At 45.1% G+C, this 22,516-nt stretch carries 20 protein-coding genes, 1 tRNA gene and 1 riboswitch; of the genes, 5 read left to right on the top strand and 16 right to left on the bottom strand.

Annotation, left to right across the window (positions count from 1 at the left end):
- The first annotated feature begins 28 nt into the window (after nucleotides 1-28).
- A complete protein-coding gene (gene pta / locus BSZ04_RS13180; protein WP_010449357.1) occupies nucleotides 29-2,194 on the top strand; it encodes a phosphate acetyltransferase in 2,166 nt (721 codons plus the stop codon).
- 70 nt (nucleotides 2,195-2,264) lie between these two features.
- Here pta and BSZ04_RS13175 read toward each other — a convergent pair whose 3' ends face one another.
- From BSZ04_RS13175 to moaA, 13 genes are all read right to left on the bottom strand, one after another.
- Nucleotides 2,265-3,539, bottom strand: coding sequence for an MgtC/SapB family protein (locus tag BSZ04_RS13175; protein WP_038881606.1), 1,275 nt, complete (start codon nucleotides 3,537-3,539; stop codon nucleotides 2,265-2,267).
- Nucleotides 3,540-3,643: 104 nt separating this feature from the next.
- Nucleotides 3,644-4,738 (bottom strand): phosphatase PAP2 family protein, encoded by a 1,095-nt coding sequence (locus BSZ04_RS13170; RefSeq protein WP_231896315.1) that lies wholly within the window; start codon nucleotides 4,736-4,738, stop codon nucleotides 3,644-3,646.
- Between the two features lie 125 nt (nucleotides 4,739-4,863).
- Nucleotides 4,864-5,817, bottom strand: coding sequence for a glutathione S-transferase family protein (locus BSZ04_RS13165; protein WP_088880537.1), 954 nt, complete (start codon nucleotides 5,815-5,817; stop codon nucleotides 4,864-4,866).
- Between the two features lie 210 nt (nucleotides 5,818-6,027).
- On the bottom strand, nucleotides 6,028-7,020 hold the full coding sequence (gene oppF / locus BSZ04_RS13160; RefSeq protein ID WP_029561013.1) for a murein tripeptide/oligopeptide ABC transporter ATP binding protein OppF: 993 nt from the start codon (nucleotides 7,018-7,020) through the stop codon (nucleotides 6,028-6,030).
- Complete coding sequence (oppD, locus tag BSZ04_RS13155; RefSeq protein WP_010449362.1) at nucleotides 7,017-7,988, bottom strand: ABC transporter ATP-binding protein; 972 nt, start codon at nucleotides 7,986-7,988, stop codon at nucleotides 7,017-7,019. Before oppD ends, oppF begins: the two co-directional genes overlap by 4 nt.
- 30 nt (nucleotides 7,989-8,018) lie before the next feature.
- A complete protein-coding gene (gene oppC / locus BSZ04_RS13150; protein WP_005531413.1) occupies nucleotides 8,019-8,921 on the bottom strand; it encodes an oligopeptide ABC transporter permease OppC in 903 nt (300 codons plus the stop codon).
- A 15-nt stretch (nucleotides 8,922-8,936) separates the two neighbouring features.
- The gene (oppB, locus tag BSZ04_RS13145) at nucleotides 8,937-9,857 is read right to left on the bottom strand and encodes an oligopeptide ABC transporter permease OppB (protein ID WP_010449365.1); all 921 of its coding nucleotides are present in this window, start codon (nucleotides 9,855-9,857) and stop codon (nucleotides 8,937-8,939) included.
- Nucleotides 9,858-9,963: 106 nt separating this feature from the next.
- Nucleotides 9,964-11,595, bottom strand: a complete 1,632-nt coding sequence (locus tag BSZ04_RS13140; protein ID WP_010449367.1) for an ABC transporter substrate-binding protein — start codon at nucleotides 11,593-11,595, stop codon at nucleotides 9,964-9,966.
- A gap of 571 nt (nucleotides 11,596-12,166) precedes the next feature.
- Nucleotides 12,167-12,622: a molybdopterin synthase catalytic subunit MoaE gene (moaE, locus tag BSZ04_RS13135; protein WP_010449369.1), complete on the bottom strand. Its 456-nt coding sequence runs from the start codon at nucleotides 12,620-12,622 to the stop codon at nucleotides 12,167-12,169.
- Nucleotide 12,623: 1 nt separating this feature from the next.
- Nucleotides 12,624-12,881 carry a molybdopterin synthase sulfur carrier subunit gene (gene moaD / locus BSZ04_RS13130; RefSeq protein WP_010449371.1) on the bottom strand — a complete coding sequence of 86 codons (258 nt, stop codon included), beginning with the start codon at nucleotides 12,879-12,881 and terminating at the stop codon, nucleotides 12,624-12,626.
- Nucleotides 12,881-13,357, bottom strand: a complete 477-nt coding sequence (gene moaC / locus BSZ04_RS13125; RefSeq protein WP_005439664.1) for a cyclic pyranopterin monophosphate synthase MoaC — start codon at nucleotides 13,355-13,357, stop codon at nucleotides 12,881-12,883. The genes moaD and moaC overlap by 1 nt, the downstream gene beginning before the upstream one ends.
- A gap of 26 nt (nucleotides 13,358-13,383) precedes the next feature.
- Entirely contained in the window at nucleotides 13,384-13,896 is a 513-nt protein-coding gene (gene moaB / locus BSZ04_RS13120; protein WP_005433210.1) for a molybdenum cofactor biosynthesis protein B, read from the bottom strand.
- 100 nt (nucleotides 13,897-13,996) lie between these two features.
- Complete coding sequence (gene moaA, locus BSZ04_RS13115; RefSeq protein WP_038885128.1) at nucleotides 13,997-14,986, bottom strand: GTP 3',8-cyclase MoaA; 990 nt, start codon at nucleotides 14,984-14,986, stop codon at nucleotides 13,997-13,999.
- Nucleotides 14,975-15,108, bottom strand: a riboswitch (molybdenum cofactor riboswitch). Its footprint overlaps the gene before it by 12 nt.
- A gap of 180 nt (nucleotides 15,109-15,288) precedes the next feature.
- On the opposite strand from moaA, the gene yvcK reads away from it, so the two are divergent.
- The gene (yvcK, locus tag BSZ04_RS13110) at nucleotides 15,289-16,179 is read left to right on the top strand and encodes a uridine diphosphate-N-acetylglucosamine-binding protein YvcK (protein WP_088880536.1); all 891 of its coding nucleotides are present in this window, start codon (nucleotides 15,289-15,291) and stop codon (nucleotides 16,177-16,179) included.
- 46 nt (nucleotides 16,180-16,225) lie between these two features.
- On the opposite strand, the gene luxU is transcribed toward yvcK, so the two are convergent.
- From luxU to uvrB, 3 genes are all read right to left on the bottom strand, one after another.
- Entirely contained in the window at nucleotides 16,226-16,570 is a 345-nt protein-coding gene (luxU, locus tag BSZ04_RS13105) for a quorum-sensing phosphorelay protein LuxU (RefSeq protein WP_010449380.1), read from the bottom strand.
- On the bottom strand, nucleotides 16,567-17,967 hold the full coding sequence (luxO, locus tag BSZ04_RS13100; protein ID WP_038885127.1) for a quorum-sensing sigma-54 dependent transcriptional regulator LuxO: 1,401 nt from the start codon (nucleotides 17,965-17,967) through the stop codon (nucleotides 16,567-16,569). Before luxO ends, luxU begins: the two co-directional genes overlap by 4 nt.
- A gap of 356 nt (nucleotides 17,968-18,323) precedes the next feature.
- A complete protein-coding gene (gene uvrB, locus BSZ04_RS13095; protein ID WP_088880535.1) occupies nucleotides 18,324-20,354 on the bottom strand; it encodes an excinuclease ABC subunit UvrB in 2,031 nt (676 codons plus the stop codon).
- Nucleotides 20,355-20,912: 558 nt separating this feature from the next.
- On the opposite strand from uvrB, the gene BSZ04_RS13090 reads away from it, so the two are divergent.
- From BSZ04_RS13090 to rsxB, 3 genes are all read left to right on the top strand, one after another.
- Nucleotides 20,913-20,988, top strand: a tRNA-Asn gene (locus tag BSZ04_RS13090).
- 345 nt (nucleotides 20,989-21,333) lie between these two features.
- Nucleotides 21,334-21,912, top strand: a complete 579-nt coding sequence (gene rsxA, locus BSZ04_RS13085) for an electron transport complex subunit RsxA (RefSeq protein WP_005425202.1) — start codon at nucleotides 21,334-21,336, stop codon at nucleotides 21,910-21,912.
- A gap of 3 nt (nucleotides 21,913-21,915) precedes the next feature.
- The gene (gene rsxB, locus BSZ04_RS13080; protein WP_005439677.1) at nucleotides 21,916-22,509 is read left to right on the top strand and encodes an electron transport complex subunit RsxB; all 594 of its coding nucleotides are present in this window, start codon (nucleotides 21,916-21,918) and stop codon (nucleotides 22,507-22,509) included.
- Nucleotides 22,510-22,516: the final 7 nt, after the last annotated feature.

The raw sequence follows: 22,516 nt of genomic DNA, 5'->3' as shown, positions 1-22,516 counted from the left end.
CCCCCCAATAGCTAAAGGTACTCTACGAATGTCTCGTACTATTATGCTTATCCCTGCAAGTGCTGGTGTTGGTCTAACTAGCGTAAGCATGGGTGTTCTTCGCGCAATGGAGCGCAAAGGCGTTAAAGTTTCTTTCTACAAACCAATTTCACAGCCACGTTCTGGCGGTGATCAACCAGATCTAACTTCAACTATCGTTGGCTACAACAGCGATATGAAGATTGGTCAACCTGTAGCGATGTCTGTTGCTGAAAGCCTAATCGGTAACGACAACATGGACGAGCTACTAGAAACTGTTGTTGAGCGTTACAACCAAATCAACAAAGATGCAGATGTAACGCTTATCGAAGGTCTAGTACCAACTCGTAAGCACCCATTCGCTAACCAAGTGAACGCGGAAATCGCAGCAACACTAGGCGCGGAAATCGTTCTTGTTGCAACTCCTGGTACAGATAACCCAGCTCAACTTAAAGAGCGCATTGAAGTAGCATGTTCTAACTTCGGTGGTACTAAGAACAAGAACATCTCTGGCGTAATCATCAACAAGCTAAACGCACCTGTTGATGAAGCTGGCCGTACTCGCCCTGACCTATCTGAAATCTTTGACGATGCAGACAGCGCGAAGCAAAACGAAATGAAAGTGATGGAAATCTTCAACACTTCTCCAATTCGTGTACTAGGTTGCGTGCCATGGAGCATCGATCTTATCGCTACTCGTGCAATCGATATGGCTCAGCACCTAAACGCTGACATTATCAACGAAGGTGACATCGCAACTCGTCGTATTAAGAGCATCACTTTCTGTGCACGTTCTCTGCCAAACATGATTGAGCACTTCAAACCAGGCTCTCTACTTGTTACTTCTGCAGACCGTCCAGACGTTATCGTTGCAGCTGCACTTGCAGCAATGAACGGCGTTGATATCGGTGCAGTGCTTCTAACTGGCGGTTACGACATCCCAGAAGAAATCGTGGGTCTATGTAAGCCAGCATTCGAAACTGGTCTACCGATCTTCAAAGCACAAGGCAACACTTGGCAAACTTCTCTGAACCTACAGAGCTTCTCTATCGAAGTTCCTGCAGACGATAAAGAGCGTATCGAGTTCATCAACGAGCACGTTGCTGGTCACATCGACGGTAACTGGATCGAGTCTATGACTGAAGGCACTCAAAAGTCTCGCCGTCTAAGCCCACCAGCATTCCGTTACCAGCTAACTGAGTTCGCTCGTAAAGCTGGCAAGCGTATCGTTCTTCCTGAAGGTGACGAGCCACGTACAGTTAAAGCTGCAGCTATCTGTGCTGAGCGCGGCATCGCGGAGTGTGTGCTTCTAGGTAACCCAGACGAAATCCGTCGCGTTGCAGAGCAGCAAGGCGTAACACTAGGTGCTGGCGTAACTATCATCAACTCTGATGAAGTTCGTGAAAACTACGTGGCTCGTCTAGTTGAGCTACGTGGCGCGAAAGGCATGACTGAAGTTGTTGCTCGTGAGAAACTACAAGATTCAGTATTCCTAGGCACTATGATGCTTGAGAACGACGAAGTTGACGGTCTAGTTTCTGGTGCGGTTCACACTACAGCGAACACTATCGTTCCTCCGTTCCAAATCATCAAGACTGCACCTGATGCGTCTATCGTATCTTCTGTATTCTTCATGCTACTGCCTGACCAAGTATTGGTTTACGGTGACTGTGCGATCAACCCAGATCCAACAGCGGAACAGCTAGCTGAAATCGCTATCCAATCTGCTGATTCTGCAGCAGCATTCGGTATCGACCCACGCGTTGCTATGATCTCTTACTCTACTGGTGAATCTGGTAAGGGTGCAGACGTAGATAAAGTACGTGAAGCAACTAAGATTGCTCAAGAGAAACGTCCAGATCTAGTGATCGACGGTCCTCTACAGTACGACGCAGCGATCATGGAAAACGTAGCTGCTTCTAAAGCGCCTAACTCTCCAGTAGCAGGAAAAGCGACTGTATTCGTATTCCCAGACCTAAACACTGGTAACACGACTTACAAAGCGGTACAACGTTCAGCTGACCTAGTATCTATCGGTCCAATGCTGCAAGGTATGCGTAAGCCTGTAAACGATCTATCTCGCGGTGCACTAGTAGACGATATCGTATACACAGTTGCTCTAACTGCGATTCAGGCAGATCAAGCTGACCAAGCAAAAGAGAAAGCAGTTAACTAATAACCGCGCTTCTTGCAAGATAACAAAACCTCGCCTCGGCGAGGTTTTTTTTACCTTTTGGTTTGATTAATCAATAAATCACCAAAAACAAAGCAGCCCCAGAAAGCACACAGCCAATCATTACCGGTGCCACTTTTGCCGACAGCGCTTTATCCCCTATCGCAACGACCATCCCCATCTTAACGATGGTATTTACAGACGCAGCAATCAAAATACCAAGTGCGGCAGTCGTCACACTCAAGGTTTGGGTACTTTGTCGTCCAAGAGCCAACGAGATAGCATCGACATCGGTGATGCCTGAAAGCGCAGATAATATCAATACCCCGGCATTACCAAACCAGTCTGACAGCGCATGGGACAACAGCATAATGGCCGCCAACACTACGCCAAAGAACAGTGCCGATTGAAGTGCTAAAGGGTTACGCTGTTTATTAGATTGCTCCACTTTCCCTATCTCGCTCCGACGCCATATCCACCAAGCAGGCAGATAAAGAGCGACCATCATGATGAGCACTATTGGCCACAATAAAGCGACTAATTGCGGGTTAATCACCGAGAGAACGATTAACAACCGAGGGAACATAGTCCCACAACTCAGTAGTATGCCACTGGCAAGCAAAGGGCTTATGTTGGCTTGCTCACGAGAGAGGTGAGAAAACTGTAGCGTAAGTGCGGTAGAAGAACTTAACCCAGCAAAGACAGACGTAAACAAAATGCCCCGCTTCGCGCCACCAATCTTAATCGCGAAGTAACCCACAAATGAAATACTGGCAATTAGTACGACCATCCACCAGATTTCATAAGGGTTGAGCGCACTCCAGGGACCATAAGCTTGATTCGGAAGAAGCGGTAATAAAACGATGGAAATGAGTAGCAGACGTAAAGCTGCGTCAAGCTCATACTCTTGCAGCCTTTGCAGGGCATGGTGAAGCTCTTTCTTATTATCGAGTACAACCGCAGTAATGACCGCTGCTGCAGCTGCCAAAACAGGTTCGCCAGAAACGGTCAAACAGCCAAGAACAAAAGTAATCACTAAGCTAACCACACCTGTGATGCTAATGTCCTCACTCTTTCGTTGTTGAATGACAAATGCGATACAAGCAAGGATGACCAGTGCGATTAGAGCAAAGCCAATCAGTAAAGGGGTATAGATATTGGCAAGAATCCCAACCAAACCACCAAGTAATCCAACTAAGGAAAAGGTTCGAATACCTGCCACGCGGCTACCTTCGACACTATTGCGCATCACCCAACCACGTTGTGTGCCCACAATCGCACCCAGTAATAGTGCAATAAACAGATTCCAAATTAGCTGCTCACCACTGACGAACTCATTGATATCCATTTCCCACCTCACAAAAGATCGGTTTCATATCATAAGTTTAAGTCGTTTGGCTCCTAATGTTGTGAGTATCACCATAAAAAACAAACTATAAACTAGATTTCCTTCTACAAGGATAATGAGCTAACAAAACGCCCTGTCGCACGCCATATAAATAATGTCATTGGCCCACTAACAAGGCCGTCAATCATGTAGTGCCACCCTAGCGAAAATGAACCAACAAAAATAATGCTAGCGAACAAGCCAAATAGGATACCTAGCTTTTTGTTTACCTTATTCATCCCAAGCATCATTAAAACCGCCATCGATACATGCATACTTGGCATTGCTGAAATACCGCTTCCAAGCATTTCTTTCCCGTTGGCATAAGCGTGCCATAGGTCATCTTGAGTTTTGAGTGCCATTACTCCAGTTAATTGATGTGACTCCAGCCAAAGGTTGTGTTGATTCAATATAAACATCAGTGCGTCATAATCATGGTTAGTAGGGTTTAGTCTTGCGGTAAAGGCAGGCCCGGCACACGACAGGGTCATTGCGACAACCATACCCAAAATAGTCCAACAAAGTATCCAGCTTAATAGATATTGTGAACGAAGATCTGATGGCCTAAGAAGAAGGAAATAGCTTAGTGTTCCCCATAGAAGAAAAAACCAAATTTTATAGCTATAGTTGATGGCTAAAATGACATATGGCGATGTAAATATTGAATGAAAAACAAGCCAAGGTTCGTGCCCACCAAGTAACCAGAAGTCGAGATCGTGAAAGAGAAGGTCAAACTCAAAAGGATGAACAAGAGGAATTAAGCCTTTCATGGTCGAAAAGCTTGAAATAAACACACTAATTGCAGTTAGCAAGACAAAAGCTGCACACAGCCTAGCACGATGATTAAACGCAACTTTCAGAAGATTCAAATAGCATTGGATAGGTCTAGGCTCGCGGCGCGCCGCTAAAATAAAAAAGTAGCCAACACCAACAACAGAGAGCGTAATAAGCACAACGAATGGCATCGCATACATATAGGCAAATAGTGAAATATGATTACTGAAACCATTCAAGTGGGCAAACGTAGTTACCGTAAGCGTAACGATTCCAATCAAAACATAAATTGGGTAATCGCCTTGTATGAACTTTAAAATTGACGTTAATTCACGCTTAAGCTGTGAGCTAAAAGCTGATAAAGATTGAGTAGCAAAGCTGTTCACGGTAGGTATCTCACTAAAAAACAGCCGACCACTATACCGCCCGCAACATTTCGGGCAGAAACCATATAGGACAGCTGTTCAGCTTCGCTTCAGAAAAGTCCAATTAAAGAGTTTTCTACTGCAATTTATAGCAAGCTCGAAACATCTCTCCGATGTGGTGAATCCAAATCTAGTTCAGGACCTTTTGGTACCACTTGCGTGGGGTTGATACCCGTATGGCTGAAATAGTAGTGGCGCTTAATATGGTAGAAGTCGGTAGTCTCTGCCACGCCTTCCACTTGATAAAGCTCTTTCAAATAACCCTGAATGTTTGGGTAATCCGCGATGCGTTGTTTATTACACTTAAAGTGACCTACATACACGGCGTCAAAACGCACCAGAGTGGTAAACAACCGCCAGTCGGCTTCGGTGATTTTATTGCCCGCTAGGTAGCGATGCGTCGCAAGGTGTGCATCGATTTTATCCAGAGCGGCAAACAATGAATCAAACGCCTCTTCGTACGCCTCTTGCGTTGTCGCAAATCCGCAGCGGTAAACACCGTTATTCACGTTTGGATAGATGTAGTCGTTCCACTCATCAATGACGCTTTGAAGTTGTTCTGGATAATAGTCATCGTGATTACCCGTTAACTCATTGAACTCAGAGTTAAACATGCGGATGATTTCAGACGATTCATTCGATACGATCGTGTTGGTCTTTTTATCCCACAGAACTGGAACGGTAACGCGCCCAGTATAATCGGACTTAGCTTGGGTGTAGATCTGGTGCATGCGGATATGACCGAATAGTGGCTCTGGGAGTCCCATCTGCCAACCTTCACTTAACATATCTGGGCATACCACAGTAACGTCTATGTGCTTTTCCAAGCCCTTGAGCTTACGGAAGATCAGTGTGCGATGCGCCCACGGACAAGCGAGTGAAACATATAAATGGTAGCGACCCGACTCTGGCAGGAACGTTGCATCAGGTTTGTTCTTTATCCAGTTGCGAAAACCCGCATCTTCACGAACGAACTTACCACCGCTTGATTTAGTTTCGTACCATACGTCGTGCCAAACGCCTTCGACTAACTTACCCATGACTGATCTCCTCGTTCTGTGTTTTCTACTATATTAGCGATTCTCGCTCAGCTTAGAATCCGGCCACTTAGTACAACTTGTTCAAGAATTTCGAATGATCCAAATTTTGAATAATGTCAACCAACGGGACATAAAGAAAAATTGCAGGCATAAAAAAAGCGCGACCCTATAAAAGGCGCCGCGCTTAAGCCCGTCACAGGCCGAATTTAATTACACAGCCACGTGTAGACAAGATACTGCGTGAACGTCAGAACCTTCGATATGTGGCTTAGTCTTCGCACACTCTTCTGTTGCTTGTGGGCAACGGGTACGGAACACACAACCTGAAGGCGGACTGATTGGCGATGGTAGATCACCCTCCAGCATCTGAATGGTTTTGTTGCGCTCTAATTCAGGATCTGGGATCGGAACTGCCGACATCAATGCACGTGTGTATGGGTGTTTTGGATCGGCAAACAATGCCTCCGCTTCACCCAACTCAACAGCGTTACCTAGGTACATAACCAGTACGCGGTCAGAGATGTGTTTCACTACTGACAAATCGTGTGCGATAAATACTAATGAAAGACCTAGCTCTTTTTGTAGTTCTTTCAGTAGGTTAACCACCTGAGCCTGAATCGATACGTCCAGCGCTGATACCGGTTCGTCACAGATGATCATCTTAGGCTTTAGGATAAGTGCACGCGCGATACCAATACGCTGACACTGGCCACCAGAGAACTCGTGCGGGTAACGGTTGATCACGTTTGGCAGTAGACCTACCTTCGCCATCATTTCTTTAACGCGGTCTTTCACTTCTTGCTTAGTCAGTTCTGGGTAGAATGTCTCTAGCGGCTCAGCGATGATGTCACCGACTGTCATACGCGGGTTCAAAGAAGCCAAAGGATCTTGGAAAATCATTTGGATTTCTTTGCGCGTTTCACGGCGTTGTACTTCTTTCATCTTCGTCAGGTCTTGGCCTAACCAAACTACTTCACCGTCTGTTGCTTCAACCAAACCAATGATCGCGCGAGCAAACGTCGATTTACCACAACCAGACTCACCTACCACACCAAGAGTCTCACCTTCATATAGACGAACGTTTACGCCGTCTACTGCTTTTAGGCTTGAAGGTTTTGACCAAGGCCATGCAGATTTTGATGCAATGCTGAAGTGAACTTTCAGATCAGATACATCCAGAATTAGCTTTTTATCTGTACTCATTTGCTCCAAGCCTCCCATTCAGAAAAACATGCACGCTGACGGCCATCACCAAACGGCGTCAGAATTGGTGCTTCACGCTTACAACGATCCATCACACGGTGGCAGCGATCTTGGTAAGGACAGCCAGGTGGTAGACGAAGCAAGTTTGGCGGGTTACCTGGAATCGTTGGCAGGATCTCGCCTTCTGTATCCAAACGAGGAATCGCCTTCAATAGACCTTCCGCGTAAGGGTGGCTTGGGTTGTAGAAGATTTCGTTCACCGTGCCGTACTCCATGGTACGACCTGCGTACATCACAAGTACTTTGTCACAAGAACCCGCTACGACACCAAGGTCGTGCGTGATCATGATGATTGCAGTGTTGAACTCAGATTTCAGTTCGTTAAGCAGGTCCATGATCTGTGCTTGAACCGTAACGTCCAATGCCGTAGTTGGCTCATCCGCAATAAGCAGTTTTGGACGACACAGTAGTGCCATTGCGATCATTACACGCTGACGCATACCGCCTGAGAACTCGTGTGGGTACATGGTGATACGCTTACGAGCTTCTGGGATTTTTACCGCTTCAAGCATGCGAACCGACTCTTCGAACGCTTCTGCTTTGCCCATACCTTTGTGCAGCATCAGTACTTCCATCAGCTGATCACTAACTTTCATGTATGGATTAAGAGATGTCATCGGGTCTTGGAAGATCATCGCGATCTGTTCCGCACGAACCTTGTTCAGCTCTTTTTCTGGAAGGTTAAGAATCTCATTACCTTCGAATTTCGCACTACCAGAGATAATACCGTTCTTAGCCAGTAGACCCATGATTGCGAATACAGTTTGTGACTTACCTGAACCAGACTCACCTACGATACCTAGGGTTTCACCTTGATTCAGAGAGAAGTTCAAATCGTTTACTGCGGTTACGATACCATCTTGCGTGGTAAATTCGACGCGCAGATCTTTGACATCTAATAAACTCATCATTGCTTCCTTTATTCTTTCTATTTTTAATTATCTGTCTTTTGGATCCAGCGCATCGCGCAGACCGTCACCAACGTAGTTGAAGCAGAATAGAGTCACAACCATGAATGCTGCTGGGAATGCCAGCTGCCAGATTGCCACTTCCATTGTTTGCGAACCTTCTTGTAGAAGTGCGCCCCAACTTGTCATTGGTTCCTGTACACCAAGACCAAGGAATGAAAGGAATGACTCAGTAAGAATCATGCTTGGGATAAGTAGTGTTGAGTAAACCGCTACGATACCCAGTACGTTTGGTACGATATGGCGAGTGATGATCTTCCACTTGCTCACACCACAAACGTGTGCCGCTTCAATAAACTCTTTACTACGCAGACTTAGTGTTTGACCACGTACGATACGAGCCATATCTAGCCATGCGATAGCACCGATAGCGACGAAGATAAGAACGATGTTACGACCGAAGAATGTTACCAGTACGATAACTAGGAACATGAACGGAACCGCGTATAGGATTTCAAGAATACGCATCATGATACGGTCAACTTTACCGCCGATGAAGCCAGAAGCCGCACCGTAAAGCGTACCAATCACAACCGCAACCAATGCACCTAGAACACCAACCATTAGAGAGATACGACCACCAATTAGCGTACGTACGTAAAGGTCACGACCTAAGCTGTCAGTACCGAACCAGTGCTCAGCACTTGGACCGACGTGCATTGCGTACCAGTCTGTATCATCAAATGTGTAAGGTGCCAACATTGGCAGGAAGATTACCGCAAGGGTCATCAATGTAAGAATGAACAAGCTCACCATTGCCGCTTTGTTACGCATAAAGCGGATACGGGCGTCTTGCCACAAACTACGGCCTTCAACTTCCAGGTTCTCTGCAAATTTCTCGACCGCTTCAAGATTCTCTTTTTTCGTTAACATAACCATACTTCCCTGTTAGTAGCGAATTTTCGGGTCAATCATTGCTAGCAGAATATCAACGATAGCGTTGAACAAGATGAATAGGAAACCAATTAGAATGGTTACACCCATTACTAGCGAGTAGTCACGGTTGAAGGCTGCGTTTACGAACAGCTTACCGATACCAGGCAGACCAAAGATGGTCTCAACAACCACCGAGCCGGTAATAATGCCGACAAACGCTGGTCCCATGTAGGACACAACTGGAAGTAACGCTGGTTTTAATGCGTGTTTCAGGATGATGTAACGGTAACTTAGACCTTTCGCACGAGCAGTACGAATAAAGTTACTGTTCAATGTCTCGATCATAGAACCACGAGTGATACGAGCAAACGTGGCAACATAAAGCAGTGACATAGCAATGACTGGCAGCACTAAGTATTGCCATGAGCCATCATGCCAACCACCCGCAGGGAATAAATTCCAGTGGAGCGAGAACAAGTAAATCAGAGCAGGCGCTAGTACGAAGGATGGCATTACGACCCCAAGCATCGCCGTCGACATAATGGTGTAATCAAGCCACGAGTTTTGTTTGAGCGCGGCTATGGTCCCGATCGTTACCCCCAGAATCACCGTGAAGATAAAGGCAATGAAGCCTACCTTCGCCGATACTGGGAGTGCTACCGAGATTAGCTCGTTTACTGTGTAATCTAAGTATTTGAATGAAGGACCAAAGTCACCTTGGATTACGTTAGTCAAATACGTGGTGTATTGCTCAAATACTGGCTTATCTAGGCCGTATTTGGCTTCAATGTTCGCCATAACTTCTGGCGGTAATGGACGCTCGCTCGAGAATGGGTTACCCGGTGCGAAACGCATGAGAAAGAAAGATACGGTGATCAAAACCAACATTGTTGGGATCGCCTCAAATATCCTTTTTGCGATGAATTTAAGCATAAACTCACTCTTTCAGTCTGTGACAGTTAAAAAATTGATGATAGGCAACACACGCAGCCTGGCGGATGCGCGTGTGCCTTATTCTTATAGTTTTGAAGCTAAACGATTAGTTAGCTTTGATGTAAAGATCTTTTGAGTAGATCTTCTCTTCCGCGTTGTTAGCAGGGAAACCACCAACGTGCGGGTTTAGTAGACGTGAACGCACGTACTGGTAAATTGGTGCGATTGGCATTTCTTTCGCCATCAGCTTTTCAGCATCTAGGTAAATTTGAGTACGCTCTTCTTCTGAAGTCGACTTAAGTGCTTTGTCGATCAGTGCGTCGTACTCTTTACTACCCCAGTGCTGACCACCAGTAGTGTTCGAGCTAACCATAAGGGTTAGGAATGAAGATGCTTCGTTGTAGTCGCCACACCAACCAGCGCGTGCAACTTCGAAATCACCTTGATCTTTAGTAGATAGGTATGTTTTCCACTCTTGGTTTTCTAGTGTAACGTCTAGACCAAGCGTTTTCTTCCACATTGAACCTAGAGCAACAGCTAGCTTCTTGTGGTTCTCGTTCGTGTTGTAAAGAAGAGAGAACTTAAGTGGGTTGCCTTTACCGTAACCCGCTTCTTCAAGAAGGCGTGCAGCTTCTGCGTTACGCTCTTTTTGCGTCATCTTACCGTAAACTGGTAGCTCAGGGTCGAAGTGCGCTGTAATTTCAGGCGTTAGGAAGTATGCTGGTTTTTGGCCTTGAGCAAGGATTGCTTTTGCAACGATATCACGGTCAATCGCGTAAGAAATCGCTTTACGAACACGAACGTCGTTAAATGGTTCTTTCTTCGTGTTGAATGAGTAGTAGTAAGTACACAGGCTACCCTCAACCGATACTGACTCAGGATGCTCTTTTTGCAGACGCTTAAAGTGCTCAGTCGGTAGCGTTGATGTGAAATCGATCTCGCCAGATAGGAAACGGTTCATTTCCGCTACTGCGTTTTCGATAGGTAGGAAAGTAACCTTGTTGATAACAGTTTTGTCGTTATCCCAGTACTGTTCGTTACGAGTCAGCTCTAGACGCTCGTTCACAACCCAGTTGTTTACTACATAAGCGCCGTTACCTACGAAGTTTTCTGGTTTCGTCCATTGATCACCGAACTTCTCAACTGTTCCTTTGTGAACTGGTTTCATTGTTGTGTGGCCAGTCATCATTACAAAGTAAGGAACCGCAGTATCTAGTTCAACGACTAGAGTGTGATCATCAGTCGCCTTAACACCTAGCTCGCTTTTGTCTTTTTTACCCGCAACGATATCTTTCGCATTCTTCATCTTGGTGTATTCCATGTACCAAGAATAAGGAGAAGCAGTTGCAGGATCGACAGCACGCTGCCAGCTGAACACGAAGTCTTGTGCTGTTACAGGCTCGCCATTAGACCATTTTGCGTCTTTACGTAGGTGGAAAGTGAAGGTTTTGTTGTCTGGGGTTTCCCAGCTTTCAGCAACACCAGGGATAGTGTCGCCATCTGCATTCTGATTCACCAAGCCTTCAAGAAGATCACGAATCACGTGTGACTCAGGAACACCTTGAGATTTATGCGGGTCAATTGTCGCAACTTCAGTACCGTTACCACGAACAAGTTCTTGTTTATCAGCTAGTTTAGTACCTGCTGGAACATCAGCAGCAAAAGCGGTAGTAGAAGCGGCAGCCACTGCCAGACCAGCACCTAGAAGAAGGGCTTGAGTGATTTTGTTCTTATACATGCGTAAAACTCCGAGTTTTTCATTAGCATCCATGACTTCTCTGCAAGGGACTGGAACGGTCAGCATTTTAGAACTTTTTAGCGCACTTTCTGAGCACAAAACTCTAAAACCTTACAAAGACTGCGGCACACATTAGCAATCATTGAAGTAATTTGCCATAAAAATGTAGCAAAAAAACTAATAATTCTGTAAATACCATTCATATTCAGCAATAAATACTAGTTAATAAGTATTCGCTAGCAAAATGGGGATATGAGATATCATTTAACAGGCGAAACTTTCGATAAATCTAAATTTAAACGATTTGATAGCATCTTATGCTAGATATGCACATATTAATTAACATTTACCATGGTACAAGTCTAACAAATTATTGTTTATATCTTGTTCAAGATTTTTTATTGTGAACAGGATCACCGTTCGGTAAACAAGTGAAATGTACGGTATTTAGAGAAGTTATTTAGCCCTCGTTTAGTGGGAGCTAATTTGAAGAGAGGAAGGTCTGGAAATGGAAAAGGCCAAGTCATCTAAACAACTTGGCCATAGGTAGCTACTCGCGATAGAAAAGGAGTTATTTCTCCCAGCGCTGCGCTGCGTGATGATCGGTATCTCGCGATTCAATCCAGCGGTTTTCACTGGTGGTGCGTTCTTTTTTCCAGAATGGTGCTTTGGTCTTTAGAAAGTCCATAATGAACTCGCAAGCATCAAATGCCGCACCACGGTGTGCACTGGACACACCAACAAAAACAATTTGGTCACCTGTATCGAGATCACCAATACGGTGAATAACGCGCACACCTAACAAAGGCCAACGTGATTCCGCTTCATCGCAGATGTCGATCAGGCTTTTCTCCGTCATACCCGGATAATGCTCTAGGTGAAGACCAACCACGTTATCACCAAGGTTCATATCACGAACTTTACCGATAAAGGTAACTACCGCACCAGAGGCCGTGCCTTCTGATAGACGTTGGTACTCTTGATCGACCGAAAAGTCTTCAGCTTGTACAGAAACGCGAGGATCCATATTAGCCCCCTGTTACCGGTGGGAAGAAGGCAACTTCATCGCCCGCTTTCACTACAGTGTCTAAAGGTACGATAGACTGGTTTACCGCAGCCAGTAACTTGCCTGGTTCTAGCGCTAAATCCCACTTGCCTTCTTTGTCAGCACCCGATTCAACAAGGTGAACTCGAATGGCTTCTACATTATCAAACTGGCCTTCAAGTTCTAGACCATCCATACCAACTAGCTCTCGCGTTTGAGCAAAGAAAAGTACTTTAATCATTATTCCGCCTTGAAGTGTCCTGATTTACCGCCCGTCTTCTCTAGTAGACGAACTTGTTCAATAACCATGTCTTTCTGCACCGCTTTACACATATCGTAAATCGTTAACGCTGCTACTGAAGCCGCCGTCAGCGCTTCCATTTCCACGCCTGTTTTACCCGCTAGCTTACATACAGATTCGATACGTACCTTGTTTTCTGCTTCTATAGCTTCCAGTTGAACTTCAACCTTAGAAAGCAACAGAGGATGACAAAGAGGAATCAAATCCCATGTTTTCTTAGCAGCTTGAATACCAGCAATACGAGCAGTCGCAAACACATCACCTTTGTGGTGTTGGCCTGAAACAATAAGTTGTAGTGTTTCTGGAGCCATGTGCACGAACGCTTCAGCACGTGCTTCACGAACGGTTTCTGCTTTTGCTGATACGTCTACCATGTTAGCTTCGCCAGACGCGTTGATATGTGTAAATTGGGTCATTGTTTTTCCTTCGCTTTTAGGAAAGGTTATACAGATAGGTGTGGCATGAAGTTACAAGGACGGTGGCTTGCATCTAACTGTTGCTTGATGATCTTCGTCCAACCAGTACGGCACGCACCAGTAGAACCCGGCATCGCGAAGATAACGGTATGGTTAGCAAAGCCTGCAATCGCGCGAGATTGAATCGTTGAAGTACCAATCTCTTCGTAAGAAACCAAGCGGAATAGTTCACCGAAGCCTTCTACTTCTTTATCAAATAGCGGCTTAAGTGCTTCTGGCGTGCTATCACGTGAAGTGAAACCTGTACCGCCTGTGATCATGATTGCTTGTACATTTTCGTCAGCAATCCACTGAGAAACGATCGCACGAATCTTGTACATGTCATCGATAACGATTTGTTTATCGACAACGTTGTGACCCGCTTCTTTCGCGTGCTCAACTAGGTAGCCACCAGAAGTGTCGTTTTCTTCAGTACGAGTGTCAGATACCGTTAGAACGGCAATGTTTGCAGGTTGAAATTTGCTTTCAGCGTGACCCATTTGTTCACCTATTCTCTAATTTGCTTTTGATACGCAGGGTATCGATTCTGGAAAAATCATCAGAAGCCACGTCAGCTCCCGATGTAAAATCTGATTGGAATTAGCCGCCGATAGACGCAAGATGTGGCGTCATACCTGTATTGCCATCGTGCAAGAAGTGACTAACGGATTTCGTTTGCAGCTGCGCTTGAATACGTTCAATCAATTCTTCCTCTTGCTCGTCACGTTCTAATAGGTCACGTAATTCCACGCCATGCTCACCGAACAGACACAGATGCAGTTTACCCATAGCCGATACACGAAGTCGGTTACAGCTCTCACAGAAGTCTTTCTCATACGGCATGATTAGGCCAATTTCACCCTTATAATCTGGATGAACAAATACCTGTGCAGGACCATCATTATGAGAACGTACTTTAAGTAACCAACCGTTGGCGATTAATTGATTTCGGATTGCCACACCAGAGACATGATGCTTGGCAAACAGATCATCCATTTCTCCCGTCTGCATTAATTCTATAAAACGCAGTTGGATGGGACGATCTTTAATCCAGTTAAGGAAAGCAGGTAGCTCGTTGTGGTTGAGGTCTTTCATCAGTACCACATTCACTTTGACTTGCTCATAACCCACTTCGAACGCACGTTCGATACCATTCATCACCTCAGTGAACTTATTTTCACCTGTAATTTGATGGAACATACGTGGGTCAAGACTATCCACACTCACGTTAATGTGCGTGAGGCCAGCGTCATGCCAGTCCGCCACTTGCTTCGCCATGCGGTAGCCGTTAGTCGTTGTCGCGACTTTTTTGATACCCGGCGTGGTTGCGACTGAGTGAATAATGTCAGTAAAGTCTTTGCGTAAACTCGGCTCGCCACCTGTGATACGTACCTTTGAGGTACCACAATCAGCAAACGCTTTGACGACACGTTTGATCTCAGGGAGAGATAAAAAAGACGAGTTTTTATTGCCCGATGGCTTATAGCCGTCAGGAAGGCAATAGGTACATTTGAAATTACATACGTCGGTCACAGACAGACGCAAGTAATAGAACTTACGATGAAATTTGTCTTCGAATTGTTGCGCCACGGAACACCTTTCCAAACACGGGAGGCATAATCATTTCCAATTATGCCCTTGTGACAGAATGTCACTGGCTCAAAATGCTTATCCTTGGACTTAGCATAGTAAGCTCGGAGTTATGGCAACCAGCACTATAATATAAGCACTTGGTAGCTTTGCCGTGTAAAATACTTAATATTCGTAATGGAATCTAGCCTTAATCGATAAAAATCTCTGTAGAAACACAATTTACTTCCTAGTGAGTACACGGCTATTACTCAATAAGATAAATTGTAGTCGGTTATGACAAAAAATATTAGAAGAACACGATGAAAATCTATAACGACAAAAAGGTTGCCGCGGTTGGCGGTGGCCATGGTCTAGGTCGAATGCTATCGGCTTTGAAAGACTTCGGCGAAAATGCAACCGGAATTGTAGCAACAACAGATAATGGTGGCTCAACTGGGCGAATTCGTCATTGCCAAGGCGGTATTGCTTGGGGAGATACACGTAATTGCATCAACCAGCTCATCACGGAGCCTTCTATCAGCTCAATGATGTTTGAATATCGTTTTCGTGGCGCTGGCGAACTTGATGGACATAACCTAGGTAATCTAATGTTGACGGCTTTAGATCACCTATCAGTGCGGCCTCTTGATGCTATCAACTTGATCCGCAACATGCTGAAAGTAGACGTCAATATCTTACCGATGTCAGAGCACCCATCTGACCTGACAGCGCTTGCGGTTGACGGCCAACTAGTAACTGGTGAAACCAATGTAGACGAGATGAACAAAGAACTGCGTCGTCTCGATCTTTCTCCAGAAGTCCCTGCGACAAAAGAAGCGATCACAGCTCTAGAACAGGCTGATGCAATCATCCTAGGCCCAGGCAGTTTTCTAACCAGCATAATGCCACCTTTGCTACTTCCGGAACTTGGGAAAGCCATTGCGAATAACCATAATGCTAAACTTATATTCGTTGCCAACTTGAGCCCTGAATTTGGTCCCGCTGGCTTAATGTCTTTGAGACAGAAATTAGAATGGTGTGAGCGCGCCTGCCAAGGAAGAAAGATTGACGTAGTTTTGGCGGAAGATGCGGATGATGAGGTAAATGCACACTGGAATGTTGTCACACAATCACTTGCTTCTACCAATCGAGATTGGCGACATGATCGTGATAAGTTAAAACAAGCGATTGTTGACCAATTAACGCTATAAGAGACATAAGAAAAGAGGCGCTATGCCTCTTTTCTGTATACGTCTACTATTGACCCCAGCTCAAGTAAGCTTTTTGTGTAACCTTCAGCGTATCAAGCATCATAGACACATCACCATCATGGCTTAGTGACTCTCCTCGCTTCACTTTGTGATCAATTTGAATCGCTAAGTCACATAAGCGGTCGGCACCAAAACTCGCCGCACTGCTCTTCAATGCATGGCTGATTTCTTTCAAATACACAAGTTGGCCATCACTGGAATCAGCGTTTAGATTGTCGACATATGAGTTCATCTCACCGAGGAAAATATCCAATAGAATAGGAACATTTTCACTACCTATTTCATCAGACAACTCATCAATTTTTTGTTGATTTAACACTTCCTTGTTCATGCCTTTTTCTGCTCTTCGGTTTGATTCCAAGTTTGGAGCTTACGATAAATCGTTGAAGGGCTTACATCCAAATACCCAGCAGCTCTCGGTATATTGCCATCGCAAGCCTCTATCGCCTGTTCAATGGCGGACTTCTCTGTCATCCACAACGGTATAATATCAGAAGCGGAAAAACTCTCGATTTCAACGGCTCTTGGCATTGGTGTCTTAGTCATTGGCGCGTTCAACGGCGGCGGTAACATGTCTAAAGAAATCTCTTTGCCGCTGTTCAAGACAACAATGTTACGCAACACGTTTTGCAATTGGCGAACGTTTCCAGGCCATTCGTAATCATTGAATCGCTCTATTACCTCTGGAGAGAAACGTACAAAGCTCTTCCCTTCTTCATGCGACATGTAGCCAAGCAATGAATAAGCAATTTCAATTACATCTTCACCACGTTCACGTAGTGGTGGGAGGTGTAATGGAATTACGTACAAACGATAGTAAAGGTCTTCACGGAAACGGCCTTCTTGAACCTCTTTCCATGGGTCGCGGTTGGTCGCACACACAAAGCGCACGTCTACGCTCTTCATTTTAGAAGAACCGACCTTTTGGAACGTACCCGTTTGAATAAAACGCAATAACTTAGTTTGAAGATCCAAGTCCATTTCACACAGCTCATCAAGGAACAGCGTGCCGCCATCAGCCAGTTCTGCCGCACCTTGTCGATCATTAGCCGCACCGGTGAAAGCACCTTTTACGTGACCAAACAGTTCACTTTCAATAAGGTCTTTCGGAATTGCTGCACAGTTGATGGCGATAAACGGCTTATCTCCACGCTTACTTGCTGCGTGAATCGCCTCCGCACACACTTCTTTACCCGTGCCACTTTCACCAGTAATGAAAATACTCGCCTTACTGCTCGCAGCAGAGTCAATGGTGCGGTAAACCTGCTGCATGGTTTGGCTACTGCCAATAAAGCCTTGATAATTTTGATTGCCAGGGTTGTCAGCTTCATTCTTTAATTTCGTTGCTTTGCGGATCGCATTATTCACCGTGACACGTAATCGGTCGGCTTCGCAGGGCTTAATTAAAAAATCTTGAGAACCATGACGCATTGCCTCTACGGCCGTATCAATAGAGCCGTGTGCCGTCATAAAAATGATCGGGACGTCTGGGTTACTCTCTTTAACCGCATGGAGAACATCCATACCTGTCATATCGGGTAGACGCAGATCCAGCAGAATTAAATCTGGGATTCGGTGCTTTAAACTGTCAATAGCATCACGCCCAGTGCCAACGATATTAATATCAATACCAAGAGGTGTTAGATAGGAGCGATATAACGCTGCGACGGATGCGGTATCTTCGACCATCAATAGATAGCGAGACTTTTGACCTTCATTAGATTGCATAACCTAGCCAATTTATCGTTGTGTTTTAAATAATAATCGCATTACGCTTTGCATTTTGCAAATAAACAATCGTAATAAAATGAAATGCTAAATTAGGAAAGTATACAGATCAATGAGATGAAGAATGGCACGATGTATGCGTTACATAATGTGACCCCTCGGGTCACCTAGCCAACTGACGTTGTTTGTGAATTCTATATTCACGCAATGAGCCAATAGACCCGACTGCCTATTGGCTTTTTTTTGTCTTCGATTCAAGAGTGCCGAATCACCCAAGTACACTAAATATTCAATCCTAAGTATTGAAACATAAGCACTTGGGCATTGTGTCGGTAATCAAATTACCGCTAATCAGGCTAACTATTTGCAATGAACTGCGCGCGTAACTTCTCAATCTCATCGCGTTTTTGGGCAGCCAACTCAAATTCAAGATCTTGGGCGTGTTGGTACATCGCCGCTTCCAAGCGACTGATCTCTTTCTCCAACTGCTGCGGAGACATAATCTCGTAGGTTTGCGAAGGCTCAGCCACTTTCGATAACGGTACTTGCTTATTGTTACGCTGACGCTTCGACTTAGTGATATCCCCTAGCTCCATAATATCTTTGATATTACGTTTCAGAGCTTGTGGCTCAATACCCATCTTCTCATTGTAAGCTCGCTGTTTTTCACGACGGCGGTCGGTTTCGTCCATCGCCTTTTTCATCGACTTCGTGATCGAATCCGCATACAGAATTGCTTTACCTTCGAGGTTACGTGCCGCTCGACCAATCGTCTGAATCAGGGAGCGTTCAGATCGCAAGAAGCCCTCTTTATCCGCATCCAGAATTGCTACCAGTGAAACTTCTGGCATATCCAAGCCTTCTCGTAACAAGTTGATCCCCACCAGCACATCGAACTCGCCTAAACGGAGGTCGCGAATAATTTCAACACGTTCTACCGTATCAATATCTGAGTGCAGGTAACGAACCCTCACATCGTGCTCATGAAGGTATTCGGTCAAGTCTTCTGCCATACGCTTGGTTAACGTCGTCACCAGAACGCGCTCATCTTTCGCCGCTCGAATTCGAATTTCAGATAGCAAATCATCAACCTGAGTCGCTACCGGACGAACTTCCAACTCTGGGTCAAGTAGACCTGTCGGACGTACCACCTGATCAGCAATTTCATCGGCTGATTTTTCCAGCTCGTAGTTACCCGGTGTCGCCGAGACAAATATCGTCTGTGGAGAAATCGCTTCGAATTCTTCAAACTTCATCGGACGGTTATCCAATGCAGAAGGCAGGCGGAAACCAAACTCAACCAGTGTTTCTTTACGGGAACGATCACCTTTATACATGGCGCCAATTTGTGGAACCGTCACGTGGGACTCATCGATGATCAGCAAACCATCGTGTGGCAAATAATCAAATAGTGTCGGTGGCGGCTCACCCTCAGCACGGCCACTCAAGTAACGAGAGTAGTTTTCGATACCTGAACAGAAGCCCAGCTCGTTCATCATCTCAATATCGAATTGGGTGCGTTGGCTGATGCGTTGTTCTTCTAGAAGCTTATTGTTATCCAGAAGCTGCTTCTTACGCACTTCAAGCTCATCTTTGATGCTTTCAATCGCATCAAGAATACGCTCACGTGGCGTAACATAGTGCGTCTTTGGATAAATAGTATAACGCGGCAAGTCGCGCTGTTTGACCACTCCAGTCAATGGGTCGAATACGCTAATGCAATCGACTTCATCGTCAAACATCTCTACACGTACAGCATCTTGGTCTGATTCGGCCGGGAAGATGTCAATCACTTCACCTCGAACACGGAACTGGCCACGTTCAAATGCAACGTCATTGCGTGAGTATTGCAGCTCTGCAAGGCGGCGTAGCATATCGCGCTGATCAATCACATCACCGCGACGTAAGTGCAACATCATTTGTAGATACGATTCTGGATCACCCAAACCATAGATAGCCGATACCGACGCGACAATAATGGCATCTTTACGTTCTAGTAGTGCTTTTGTAGCGGACAAACGCATTTGTTCAATATGCGCGTTAACTGAAGCGTCTTTCTCGATAAACGTATCCGTGGTCGGAACGTACGCTTCTGGCTGGTAGTAGTCGTAGTACGACACAAAGTATTCCACCGCGTTATTGGGAAAGAAAGCCTTCATTTCGCCGTACAATTGAGCAGCTAAGGTTTTGTTAGGGGCAAGAAGAATCGCTGGTCGCTGTGCTTCTGCGATCACATTTGCCAGTGTGAATGTTTTACCCGACCCCGTTACACCCAACAGTGTCTGATGGGCAAGACCAGCATCTAACCCTTCTAACAACTGCTTAATAGCGGTTGGCTGATCACCAGATGGCTGATATTCAGAGACCAGTTCATAAACTTTACTCATACCCTTCCTCAAATTTACTGCACTTTAGCTGTATATATATACACCTTGGTAGTTTAAATCTATGCCTAATTGAATTTTATAGCGCATTGTTATGAAATTTTAAACGATGTAGTTTTTACTCTAGCCTTCTCAAAGCGAGTCTGTTATAGTCTTTCGCCCTGATCGATGACCTCCTGTTATTATCAATTCTTAGTTTCCACAACTTTTCCCCAAAATATCGTTCTACAAGCTTTTATCCCCAAAAGCCGAAATTTTATCCACCACCTTAATTCTAAGTAAAAGATAAGCGAAGCCCCTGTTTTATTTAGATTTAATCCCAATTTATTTAAATATCCCTTCGCTTAAAAGTTGTTCAGTTTCATATAAAACGCCTTTACTCAGATCTCATCAACATAGTTATCCACAATTTTGGTGGATAAGTAACTCCAGCCCTTAACTGGCAAGGTGTACAAAAAAGTAAAGAAAAAAAACTATTCTTTTTTGCGAAAAATCTATTTTTTGGTGTTGACAGAAACATAGGTGCTCGGTAAGATTCGCCCCGCTTTCAAGCAAAGCAATTCCTCCTTAGCTCAGTTGGTAGAGCGACGGACTGTTAATCCGCAGGTCGCTGGTTCAAGTCCAGCAGGAGGAGCCAAATTCAGAGAAGCCGCGTCTAAGACGCGGCTTTTTCGTATCTAGCGATCCACCTATACAAACTACCACCTCTCTTGCAACAAAAGCTCTTCCCAGAAACACGCTTTTGTTCTTCCCCTGATGTTAGTTGACTACCAGCAAAGCCACGTTAAATCAGCAGCACTAATTGCGTTTTACTTTGTTAACAACCATTCACCAAACTTTTCAATTTCTTATTAATTCATCCGCTCACATCACATACACGTATAATTTTCCATCGGGTGCATAAAACCACACCGTTCTCTGGTTGTTATTGGTGTCACAAAACACGATAATATTGGGATCGGATTTTAAGAACGTAATAACTATGACCGAATATATTTTGTTGTTGGTCGGCACTGTGCTGGTGAACAACTTTGTACTGGTGAAGTTTTTAGGCTTGTGTCCTTTTATGGGCGTATCTAAAAAACTGGAAACAGCAATTGGCATGGGCTTAGCTACAACTTTTGTACTAACGCTCGCGTCTGTGTGTGCATACTTGGTGGAAAGCTATGTTTTGCGTCCACTAGGCATCGAATATTTACGAACCATGAGCTTCATTTTGGTGATCGCTGTTGTTGTACAGTTCACCGAAATGGTCGTGCACAAAACCAGCCCGACGCTTTATCGACTGTTGGGTATTTTCCTACCTTTGATCACAACGAACTGTGCGGTTCTGGGTGTTGCTCTGCTTAACATCAATGAGAACCACAACTTTATCGAATCGATCATTTACGGTTTTGGCGCAGCGGTTGGCTTCTCTTTGGTACTGATCCTATTTGCGTCAATGCGTGAACGTATTGCTGCTGCCGACGTACCAGTGCCGTTTAAAGGCGCATCGATTGCGATGATTACCGCAGGCCTGATGTCTCTTGCCTTTATGGGCTTTACAGGTTTGGTGAAGTAAACGATGAGTACGATTTTAATTGCGATCATCGCTCTTGCTGCCCTCGCCGCTGTATTTGGGGCCATACTTGGTTTTGCATCGATTCGCTTCAAAGTCGAAGCGGATCCAATTGTCGATCAAATCGATTCTATCCTACCGCAAACTCAGTGTGGCCAATGTGGCTACCCTGGTTGTCGTCCATACGCAGAAGCAATCGCGAATGGCGATAAAATCAATAAATGTCCTCCAGGTGGCCAAGCGACCATTGAAAAGCTGGCGGATCTAATGGGCGTCGAAGCGGAAGAGTCGGCACACGATCTCGACAGCAAAGTCAAAACCGTTGCTTTTATCCATGAAGATATGTGTATCGGTTGTACCAAGTGTATTCAAGCGTGTCCTGTGGATGCGATTGTTGGTGGTACTAAAGCCCTTCATACCGTTATCAAAGACGAGTGTACCGGTTGTGACTTGTGTGTTGCTCCTTGTCCAACTGACTGTATTGAAATGATTCCTGTGGAAACCACCACAGAGAGCTGGAAATGGAAGCTTAATGCCATTCCAGTGGTTAACATTACGGATGCTGCCAATGCAGCGAACGTGACTGATTCAATTAAATAAGGTTTCG

This window comes from Vibrio rotiferianus, assembly GCF_002214395.1.
GTDB classification, from domain to species: domain Bacteria; phylum Pseudomonadota; class Gammaproteobacteria; order Enterobacterales; family Vibrionaceae; genus Vibrio; species Vibrio rotiferianus.
The sequence above is the reverse complement of the archived record's forward strand: the minus strand, read 5'-3'. Positions and strand labels throughout refer to the sequence as shown.

Coding starts and splice junctions, on each gene's coding strand:
- pta (WP_010449357.1), top strand. CDS start 29: ATGTCTCGTACTATTATGCTTATCCCTGCAAGTGCTGGTGTTGGTCTA.
- BSZ04_RS13175 (WP_038881606.1), bottom strand. CDS start 3,539: ATGGATATCAATGAGTTCGTCAGTGGTGAGCAGCTAATTTGGAATCTG.
- BSZ04_RS13165 (WP_088880537.1), bottom strand. CDS start 5,817: ATGGGTAAGTTAGTCGAAGGCGTTTGGCACGACGTATGGTACGAAACT.
- oppF (WP_029561013.1), bottom strand. CDS start 7,020: ATGAGTACAGATAAAAAGCTAATTCTGGATGTATCTGATCTGAAAGTT.
- oppD (WP_010449362.1), bottom strand. CDS start 7,988: ATGAGTTTATTAGATGTCAAAGATCTGCGCGTCGAATTTACCACGCAA.
- oppC (WP_005531413.1), bottom strand. CDS start 8,921: ATGTTAACGAAAAAAGAGAATCTTGAAGCGGTCGAGAAATTTGCAGAG.
- oppB (WP_010449365.1), bottom strand. CDS start 9,857: ATGCTTAAATTCATCGCAAAAAGGATATTTGAGGCGATCCCAACAATG.
- BSZ04_RS13140 (WP_010449367.1), bottom strand. CDS start 11,595: ATGTATAAGAACAAAATCACTCAAGCCCTTCTTCTAGGTGCTGGTCTG.
- moaE (WP_010449369.1), bottom strand. CDS start 12,622: ATGGATCCTCGCGTTTCTGTACAAGCTGAAGACTTTTCGGTCGATCAA.
- moaD (WP_010449371.1), bottom strand. CDS start 12,881: ATGATTAAAGTACTTTTCTTTGCTCAAACGCGAGAGCTAGTTGGTATG.
- moaC (WP_005439664.1), bottom strand. CDS start 13,357: ATGACCCAATTTACACATATCAACGCGTCTGGCGAAGCTAACATGGTA.
- moaB (WP_005433210.1), bottom strand. CDS start 13,896: ATGGGTCACGCTGAAAGCAAATTTCAACCTGCAAACATTGCCGTTCTA.
- yvcK (WP_088880536.1), top strand. CDS start 15,289: ATGAAAATCTATAACGACAAAAAGGTTGCCGCGGTTGGCGGTGGCCAT.
- luxU (WP_010449380.1), bottom strand. CDS start 16,570: ATGAACAAGGAAGTGTTAAATCAACAAAAAATTGATGAGTTGTCTGAT.
- luxO (WP_038885127.1), bottom strand. CDS start 17,967: ATGCAATCTAATGAAGGTCAAAAGTCTCGCTATCTATTGATGGTCGAA.
- uvrB (WP_088880535.1), bottom strand. CDS start 20,354: ATGAGTAAAGTTTATGAACTGGTCTCTGAATATCAGCCATCTGGTGAT.
- rsxA (WP_005425202.1), top strand. CDS start 21,334: ATGACCGAATATATTTTGTTGTTGGTCGGCACTGTGCTGGTGAACAAC.
- rsxB (WP_005439677.1), top strand. CDS start 21,916: ATGAGTACGATTTTAATTGCGATCATCGCTCTTGCTGCCCTCGCCGCT.